At 78.2% G+C, this 8,498-nt stretch carries 6 protein-coding genes; all 6 read left to right on the top strand.

Features of this window, described 5'->3' with window-relative positions; all coding sequences use genetic code 11:
• The first annotated feature begins 1 nt into the window (after window position 1).
• The 6 genes from ACFWA9_RS12385 (at window position 2) to ACFWA9_RS12410 (ending at window position 6,305) form a co-directional block, all read left to right on the top strand.
• Complete coding sequence (locus ACFWA9_RS12385; protein ID WP_329490650.1) at window positions 2-286, top strand: hypothetical protein; 285 nt, start codon at window positions 2-4, stop codon at window positions 284-286.
• The gene (locus tag ACFWA9_RS12390) at window positions 283-696 is read left to right on the top strand and encodes a TadE/TadG family type IV pilus assembly protein (protein ID WP_380386136.1); all 414 of its coding nucleotides are present in this window, start codon (window positions 283-285) and stop codon (window positions 694-696) included. Before ACFWA9_RS12385 ends, ACFWA9_RS12390 begins: the two co-directional genes overlap by 4 nt.
• A gap of 56 nt (window positions 697-752) precedes the next feature.
• Window positions 753-1,199: a TadE/TadG family type IV pilus assembly protein gene (locus ACFWA9_RS12395; RefSeq protein WP_329490652.1), complete on the top strand. Its 447-nt coding sequence runs from the start codon at window positions 753-755 to the stop codon at window positions 1,197-1,199.
• A 169-nt stretch (window positions 1,200-1,368) separates the two neighbouring features.
• Entirely contained in the window at window positions 1,369-1,863 is a 495-nt protein-coding gene (locus ACFWA9_RS12400; protein WP_352294152.1) for a hypothetical protein, read from the top strand.
• Window positions 1,863-5,702 (top strand): BTAD domain-containing putative transcriptional regulator, encoded by a 3,840-nt coding sequence (locus tag ACFWA9_RS12405; protein ID WP_380386139.1) that lies wholly within the window; start codon window positions 1,863-1,865, stop codon window positions 5,700-5,702. The genes ACFWA9_RS12400 and ACFWA9_RS12405 overlap by 1 nt, the downstream gene beginning before the upstream one ends.
• A gap of 168 nt (window positions 5,703-5,870) precedes the next feature.
• Window positions 5,871-6,305 (top strand): VOC family protein, encoded by a 435-nt coding sequence (locus ACFWA9_RS12410; RefSeq protein WP_329490655.1) that lies wholly within the window; start codon window positions 5,871-5,873, stop codon window positions 6,303-6,305.
• Window positions 6,306-8,498 lie beyond the last annotated feature (2,193 nt).

Genomic DNA, 8,498 nt, shown 5'->3' on the forward strand with positions numbered 1-8,498 from the left:
GATGTCCGACCAGCTCAAATCCCTGGCAGGCCGACTGATCCGGCCCACCCTGCTGCCCGTGCAGTTCGCCCTGCTGCTCTTCCAGTTCCGCGTCGGCCGGCTGAAGGCCGCCCGGGCGCGCGGCGACCGCGGCGCGATCAGCATCGAACTCGCGCTCGCCATCATCGCGCTGGTGTTCGTCGCCGGAGCGGTCGCGGTAGCGCTGTACGCGTTGAAGGACAAGGTCGTGAAGAAGGTCGAGCAGGACCCGAACCTGCCCGGCGGGGGCGGTGCGGCCACCCCGTGAGGCACCGACCCCGTCGCCGTCGCGACCGCGGAGCGATAAGCCTGAGCCTGGCCATCGTCTTCCCGGTCGTCCTGCTGCTCGTGCTGCTCGTCGTCCAGGGCTCGATCTGGTGGTACAACCGCCAACTCGCGCTCACCGCCGCCCGGGAGGGCGTGGACGCCGGCCGCGTACAGGGGAACCGGAGCGACGAGGTGAAGGACGCCGCGGCCAGGCGGCAGGCCGAGGACTTCCTGCGACGGCAGGACGGCCCCGGCTACCGGGTGCGGACCGACGGGAGTACGCCGGCGCTGATCCGGGTCACGGTGGAGCTCACGCCGCCGGTCCTGATCCCCGGCATCACGCCGCCGACCATCACGCAGCACGCCGAGGCGCCGCGCGAGCGCTTCGTCCCGCCGGTGGCCGCGCCGTGAGGCGGGTCCCGCGCCCGGCCCGACCCCGGTGGCCCGCCCGTTGGGGGCGCGGGCTCGTGAGCCTGCGCCCGGCCCGGTCGGCGCGCGGGCGGGACCGCGGCGGGGTGGCGATCGAGGCCGCGATCGTCGCCCCCGGCGTCGTCGCGCTGGTGCTGGTGGCCATCGCCGCCGGGCGGGTGCAGACGGCGGCCGGCACGGTGGAGGCGGCCGCCCGCTCGGCGGCCCGGACGGCCTCGCTGGCGCGCAGCGTGGACGGGATGGACGAACTGGTCCGGAAGACCGCCGCCGAGACCCTGCGGCAGCAGGGCGTCAGCTGCCGGGACAGCGACACCGCGGTCAAGCACGGCGAGCTGACCAGCCACGGGGTGACGCTGGCGACGGTCGAGGTGACGGTCCGGTGCGACGTGGGTCTGAGCGACCTCCTGGCCGGGCCGGGCATGCCCGGGACGAAACGGCTGGTGGGCCGGTTCGTCTCGGTGGTCGACCACTACCGGGCCGGGTGAGCCGGCCGATGGCGGTGGGGCGGACGGCCGGTGCCGACGAGGGCTCCGGGCGGGGATTGGGGACGGCCCGCGCGGGGGAGACGCAAGCGGAGAGCTCCCGGGGGACGGCAGGACGAGGCGGAGCGGTCCCGGGTGGGACCGCCAGGGAGACGAAGGTGCGGGAGGGGGCGTGACGGTGCGCAGACCCGGGGGGGAACGGTGGGGCGGCCAGGCCGTCCGACGGCGGACCGGGGGCCGGCGCGGCCGGGACCGGTCGGACCGCGGCGCGATCGCGATCTTCGTGGCGATCTGTGCGGCGTTCCTGGTCCTGGTCATCGCGCTCGTCGTGGACGCCGGCGGCCGGCTGCGCGTCGCCGAGCGCACCGACGGCTACGCCCAGGAGGCCGCCCGGGTGGGCGGCCAGCAGCTCGACGAGGCCGCCGTGCTCCGGGGCGAGGGGTACAAGGTCAAGCAGGACTACGTCAAGGACGCCGCCAACAGCTACCTCGCCCTGTACCACCTCGCCGTCCACGACGTGGCGTTCTCGGACGACGGTTCGTCCGTGACCGTCACGGTGCAGGCCGACTACAGGCCGGCCCTGTTGGGCGAGCTCGGCAAACAGAAGGTCACGGGCAAGGGCAGTGCCACCCTCGTCCACGGAGTCGAGAAAGCGGAGACCGACTGATGGTCGCGCCACGTGCCAAGGACCAAGCCCGCGCCGGACGCCCGGCCCGGGGCGTGCCCGCCGCGGCGGGAGCCCGCCACCGGCCGGCACCGCTGCCGCCGCGCCGAGGGCGGGGCGGCGCGCTGCTCGGCGCCCTCGCCGCGCTGGTCACCCTGCTCGTCCTGCTGGTCGGCGTACCCGCGCTGCTGGTGTACGGCACCGGGGCGGTCGCCGCGATGGGCGAGGTGGCGCCGGACGGCGTCGGGCAACTGCTGACCAGTCCCGACGACGGGCGGCTCTTCCTCTGGCTGCTCGTCGTGGTCGGCTGGCTGGGCTGGGCCTGCTTCGCGCTCTCCGTCCTGCTGGAGGTCCCGGCCCAGCTGCGCGGGCGGATCGCCCGGCGGATCCCGGCCTTCGGCTGGAGCCAGCGGATGGCGGCCGGCCTGGTCGGCTCGGTGATCGCGCTGCTGCCGGTGGCCGGTTCGGCCTTCGCCGCGGTGCCCGACCGGGCGCCGGCCGTCGCGCAGATCCAGCCGGCGGCCGGTGTGCAGCGGTCCGCGCTGCCCGCGGCCCAGGCCGCGCCCGCGCTCGCCCCCGCCGCCGACCAGCAGCCCACCTACACCGTCCGGGACAGCCGGCCGGCCGACAGCCTCTGGTCCATCGCCGAGCGCCAACTGGGCTCGGGGGAGCGGTGGGTGGAGATCGCCAAGCTCAACGACGGTCGGACGATGGGGGATTCGGGTCTGCGCTTCGACGCCGAGCGACCCATCCAGCCCGGCTGGGAGCTGCTGATGCCCGGCGACGCCAAGGCCGACGAGGCCAAGGCGCCCGCCCCGGCGCCCGCGCCCGTGCCGTCGGCGCCGAGCGCGCCGCAGACGGGCACGGACGGGAGCGCCGGGAGCGGCCGCGGCACCGTCACGGTGGCGGCCGGTGACAGCCTGTCGGCCATCGCCGAGCGGGAGTTGGGGGACGCCGAGGCCTGGCCGAAGCTGTTCGAGGCCAACCAGGGCGCCCAGGCGCCGGACGGTGAACGGCTGACCGATCCGGACGTGGTGGTGCCGGGGATGGTGCTGACGCTGCCCGGTGCGCCGGCCCCGGCTCCCGCGCCCGTACCGGCGCCGACCCCGGCTCCCGCCCCGGCCGACCAGGCGCCCGCCCCGGCCGACCAGGCGCCCGCCTCGCAGGCTCCGGCCCCACAGGCCCCGGCCCCGTCGGCGCCCTCCACCCCGGCGCCGGCGCCCGCCGACGCCCAGGCCCCGGCCGCGCACGCCGAACAGGCCCAGGGCGACGACTACACCGTCGCCCTCACCGCCTCCACCGTCGGCGTGCTGCTGGCCGCGATGATGGTCGGCACCGTCGCCCACAAGCGCGGCACGCAGCTGCGCGCCCGCCGGCCGCGCCACCGCATCGCGCTCCCGGCCGCCCCCGCCGCCGCGTTCGAGGCCGAACTGAGGGTCCGCCAGGACGACCGCGGCCTGGACCTGCTCGACCGCGCCCTGCGCACCATGGCGCGCAACACCGTGCGCGGCGGCAAGCGCCTGCCCGCCATCGTCGCGGCCCGGATCACCCCCGGCCACACGGTCGAACTGCACCTCTCCGGGCCGGCCGCCCCGATCGCGCCGTTCCGGGCCGCGCACGCCCCCAACGTCTGGTGGTGCGCGGACGACTCCGGCGAACTCCTCTCGCCCTCCCAGGCGCGCAAGACCGCCTCGCCCTACCCGGCCCTGGTCACCCTCGGCGGCGCACCGGACGGCTCGGTCGTCCTCGCCGACCTGGAGACCGTCCGGCTGCTCCACCTCTCCGGCCACCCGGACGACGCCCGGGACGTGCTGCGCACCCTGGCCATCGAGCTGGCCCACAGCCCGCTCGCCGACCGTCTCCACCTGCACCTGGTCGACCTCGCCGAGGAGTTGCCGATCAGCGGGCCGGCCGCCGAGCGGATCCACCGGCACGCCACGCTGGAGGCGGCGCTCGGCGCGCTCGGCCCGCGCACCGCCAAGGCCCGCGCCACGCTGGTCGCCGCCGAGGCCGCCAGCCCGCGGGACGCCCGCAGCCGCGGCCTGGCCGACGAGTCGTGGGTGCCGGAGATCGTGCTCTGCGCCCAGCAGCCCGGCGGCGACGTCCCGGCCGAGCTCGGCCGCCTGCTCGACGCCCGGCCGCGGACCTGCGTCGCCGTGGTCACCCGCGCGCCCGAGCGCGGCACCGGCCCGGTCGCCCGCTGGACGCTGCCCGCCACCGGCCAGGCCACCATTCCCGGCCTGCACGTCACGGTGGAACTCCAGCGCCTCAGCGACGGGCAGTACGAGCAGGTCTCCGAGCTGCTCCGGGCCGCCGACGACACCACCCAGCACCCCGCCCCCGCCTGGACGCTCGACGGCCCCGGCATCGACCTCGAACCGGCCGAACTCCCGGCGCCCGTGCCGGTACTGGCGGCGGTCGGGGCCTCGGCACCGTTCGGTGACGGTGTCCTCGGCGGGTCGCTCGGCGGCGGCTTCGACAGCGCTTCCGCCGCCCGGTCCGACGGCACCGAAGCGGCCGGTCCGCGGCTGCTCGCCCGGGTGATCGGCACCGGTGCCAGCCCGTTCGCCGGCACCGACCCGGCCGCGCCCGCCGCCGGTGGACCGGGGTCCCGCTTCCTCGTCAACGGCCTCGGCCGGCAGGCGAGCAGCCCGGCCGGGTTGTCGGCGGCGCCGCCCGCGCTGCCGCCCACCCCGGCGGTCGCCGAGGAGGGCGAGGCCCCCGAGGGGGACGCCGACGACACCACCCAGAACCTCCGGCTGCCGGCCGCGGCCGAGCCCCGGGCCGTCGAGGCGGTCGTCCCGGTCCAGCCGGTGCCGCCGGCGGCTCCCGGGCCGGAGCCGGCCGCGGAGCCCGCGCCGGTGCCGGAGCCGGTCCCGACGCACGAACCCGCGCCGGCGCCCAGCGGCGGCGCCCCCAGGGTCCCGGGCCGCCCGGAGCCGACCCCGGAGCGCGCTGCGGAGCCGGCCCCGGAGCCCGACGTCGAGCCGGAGCCCGCCCCGGTGGCGCGCACCACCCCGGTGCGCAGCGACAGCGACGACCTGCTCGCCATCCTCCGCTCCCCGGAGGCGCACGCCGTCCGCACCGCCCCGCGGATCCGGCTGCTCGGCCCGGTGGACGTGGCCGGCGCCGCCGGCACGGTCGAGCCCGCGAACCTGCCCCGGCTCACCGAGCTCGCCGCCTACCTGGCGCTGCGCTCCGGCGCCGACCACGCCGCGCTCGACCACGACCTCCACCCGGGCGCGGCCCACCTGGACACCCACCCCACCGTCGCCGACGCGAAGAGCCCGCTGCCCGGCAAACTCGCCGATCTGGCGGCCTGGTTCGGCTCCTCGACGGAGGGCCGGGCCTTCCTGCCCACCGACACCACCGACGGCTACGCCTTCGCCCCGACCGTCACCTGTGACTGGGACGAGTTCCGCGGCCTGTACCGGCGCGGCATGCGCAGCACCAGTGCCACCGCGGACGCGGCGCTCGCCCACGCGCTCGCCCTGGTCCGGGGGGCGCCGTTCGCGGAGGCCCCGCCCGCCGCCTACGGCTGGGCCGAGGCCGAGCGGCAGGACATGATCGCGGCGATCGTCGACACCGCCCACGAACTCGCCGCCCGCCGCCTCCAGTACGGCGACCACCGCAGTGCCGAGGCCGCCGTCTTCCGCGGCCTCGCCGTCGCCCCGGACGTCGAACTCCTGCACCGCGACCTCTTCTACGCCTACGCCTCCGCCGGCGCCCGGGACCAGCTCCTGCGCGCCGTCAACCGGCTGGACGCACTGAGCCGGCGCACCGGCCGGGACCTCGACGCCGACACCGTCGCCCTGCTGCGGGACCTGCTCTCGGGGGCCTGAGGCCGCCGGTGCCCCGGGCGGCACGGAACAGCCGTGCCGCCCGGGGCGGCAGTACCGCCGGGGCTCCCGGTCCCGTGATCCCGTGACGGCCGGTGCCGGTGCCGGTGCCGGTGACGGGCGCTGGCCGGTGCGCCTGCCGGTGTCGGTGGCGGGCGGTACGGTCCTGTCATGGCAGCCAGAATCGACCTGACCCTCGATTGCGCGGACGCTCAGCTCCTCGCCGCCTTCTGGAAGACGGCGCTGGGCTACGTCGACGAGCCGCCGCCCGCTCCCTTCGCGACCAGGGCGGAGTGGCTCGCGCAGTTCGACCTGCCGGAGGACGAGTCCGAGGACGACGGGGCCTGGCTCTGCGACCCCGACGGGGTCGGCCCCCGGCTCACGCTGCTCAAGGTCCCCGAGCCCAAGACCGCGAAGAACCGGCTCCACGTCGACGTCCGGGTCCCGGGGCACGGCAGCCCCGAGGAGCGGTGGGCCCGGATCCGGGCGGAGGCCGGGCGGCTGGTGCGGGCGGGCGGGAGCGTCCTCGCGGAGTTCGACGGGCACCACGTGGTGATGGCCGACCCGGAGGGCAACGAGTTCTGCGTCGCCGCGGGCCCGGCCTGAGGCCCGCGGCTTCGCCGGGGCGGACGCCCCGTCACCGGGGCGGCCCGTTGCACGATGGGGTCGGATCACGGGGTCGGAAGGGCAGGCCCGCCGACCGGCGGCGGTCCGCGTCAGGGGCGGCGGCCCTGCGGTCACCGGCCGTCAGAAGCCCCGGGGCGCAGGGCCGCCCGCGCGGCGGGCGGAGCGCCGACCGTGCCGTCCGCCCACGGCCGTTCGGGCGCGTACGTGCGTGCGGGCCCGCCCGGCGGACGCCCGGGCGCGGCGGCTGAGCAGCGGCGACGCGGCGGGCCCCGGCGGCGCGGCGGTGATCGCCCACCCGGCCTGGCTCGGGTGTGCCGGGATCTCGTAGGGTGGCGCTGACGGACGTGGTCGCAGGCGCCACGGGCAAGGGCAGCAGACGCCGCTCAGCGGCGGGGCGGGGCGGTGACCAGAGATGGCGGAGTCGACAGCTGTCCCAGGAGGCCCCGATCCCGGTGCGGACCAGGGCACCGGGGATGCCGTACCGCCGTGGCCGCCGCGCAATCCGTACGAGGAGCACCCGCCCGGTCCCGCGGCCCTCTACGAGCCGCCCGCGGCCGTCCCGGCCGCCGTGCAGACCGCCGTGCCGGTGTCCGTCCCGGCTCCGGCCCTGTACGAGCCGCCCGTCCCGGCCCCGGCCGCGCCGATGGCGCCGCCCACCGGCTGGACCATGACCGGGATGTCCGTCGTCGCCCCGCCGCCCGCCGCGGCGGCCACCGCCACCCCGCTGCCGTTCACCGTCCCGGGCGGCACCCCGGCGCACGGCACCACCCCCGCGCACGGCACGGCCCCCGCCCACGGCTTCGGCGCCGGACCGGGCGGTCTCGGGTCCGCGCCGCGCGGGCGGATCCTGGTGGTCGAGGGCGGCTACGGCAACGCCGGCCGCCGTACCTGGGGGCGCGGCGGACCCGCCCAGGCGCCCGTCCTCTCCGCGATGCTCGCCGCCGTCTCGCCCCAGGTTCTCCTCGCGGCCGACGCGGTGGACGCCGTCCACCTCCCCGGCGCCAGCGACCCGCACACCGTGCTCGCCCACCTGCGCGCCGCCGCCCGGCACCCCGGTCCGCTGCTCGTGCACCTCGGCGGCCACCTGCTCGCCGACAAGCGCGGCGGCCAACTCCACCTCACCCTGCGGGACTCGAAGTCGGGGAGCATCCGCCAGGACGGCATCGCCTGGCAGTCCGTCGCCGCCGAGCTGCGTCACCGGCCCGCCGACTGGCAGACACTCGTGATCGCCGACCTGAGCGCCGATCAGAACGCCTGGCCCTACCTCCAGGGCACCGTCTCGCCGCTCGCCGACGGCCTTCCGCTCTGGGCGGTGGTCAGCCCGGACCCGGAGCAGATCGGCACCTTCACCCGCGCGCTGATCGAGGCCCTGCACGGCGGACGTCCGGGCGCGGAGGCCGTCCTCGCGCCCGAACAGCTGCGCCAGCAGGTGTACTCGGTGCTGCGCCCGGACGTCGTCATCCTCGCCACCCACGCGCCGAACCGGCCGTTCTTCCGCAACACCGCCCGGCGGACGGACGGCGTGCTGCCGGAGGCCGTCCCGTACGAGGGCCCGCGCCCCGCCGCGCTGCTGCCCCGTCCGCCGGTCCAGCGCGACGCCGCCCCGGCCGCCCGGCCCGCCGTGACCCTCGACAAGGCCGCCGCACCGGTCTTCCCGGCACCCGGCTCGGCACCCGCGCCCGTGCCGCTGAGACCTGCCGCGGTGGCGCCGTCCGACGGACCGGTGAACCTGCTGAAGCCCGGCGTGCCGCCGACACCCCCGCCCCCGGCGCGGCCGGTCGACCTGCTGAAGGCCTACGCCTGGCGCCCCCCGGTGACGTCGGGCGTGACCCTGGGCAAGGCGCCGTCCACGGACGCGCGCCCGGCGGACGAGGCGGCCGCGCAGGCGGCACCGGTTGACGCTACACCCGCCGACGCTGCACCCGCCGACGCGGTGCCCGCGGACCGCGGGCCGGCCGAGGTGCCGCCGGCGGACGGGCCCGCGGCGGCGCAGCCGAAGGACGCCGCTCCCGAGCCGGAGCCCGCTCCCGAGCCGGAGGCCGCCGCTGCGCCCGAGCCCGAACCGGCTCCCGAGCCCGGGGGCCCCCCCCCCCCCCCCCCCCCCCCCCCCCCCCCCCCCCCCCCCCCCCCCCCCCCCCCCCCCCCCCCCCCCCCCCCCCCGCCCCCCCCACG

Source organism: Kitasatospora sp. NPDC059973 (genome assembly GCF_042737525.1).
Lineage (GTDB): Bacteria > Actinomycetota > Actinomycetes > Streptomycetales > Streptomycetaceae > Kitasatospora.

Coding starts and splice junctions, on each gene's coding strand:
- ACFWA9_RS12410 (WP_329490655.1), top strand. CDS start 5,871: ATGGCAGCCAGAATCGACCTGACCCTCGATTGCGCGGACGCTCAGCTC.
- ACFWA9_RS12405 (WP_380386139.1), top strand. CDS start 1,863: ATGGTCGCGCCACGTGCCAAGGACCAAGCCCGCGCCGGACGCCCGGCC.
- ACFWA9_RS12385 (WP_329490650.1), top strand. CDS start 2: ATGTCCGACCAGCTCAAATCCCTGGCAGGCCGACTGATCCGGCCCACC.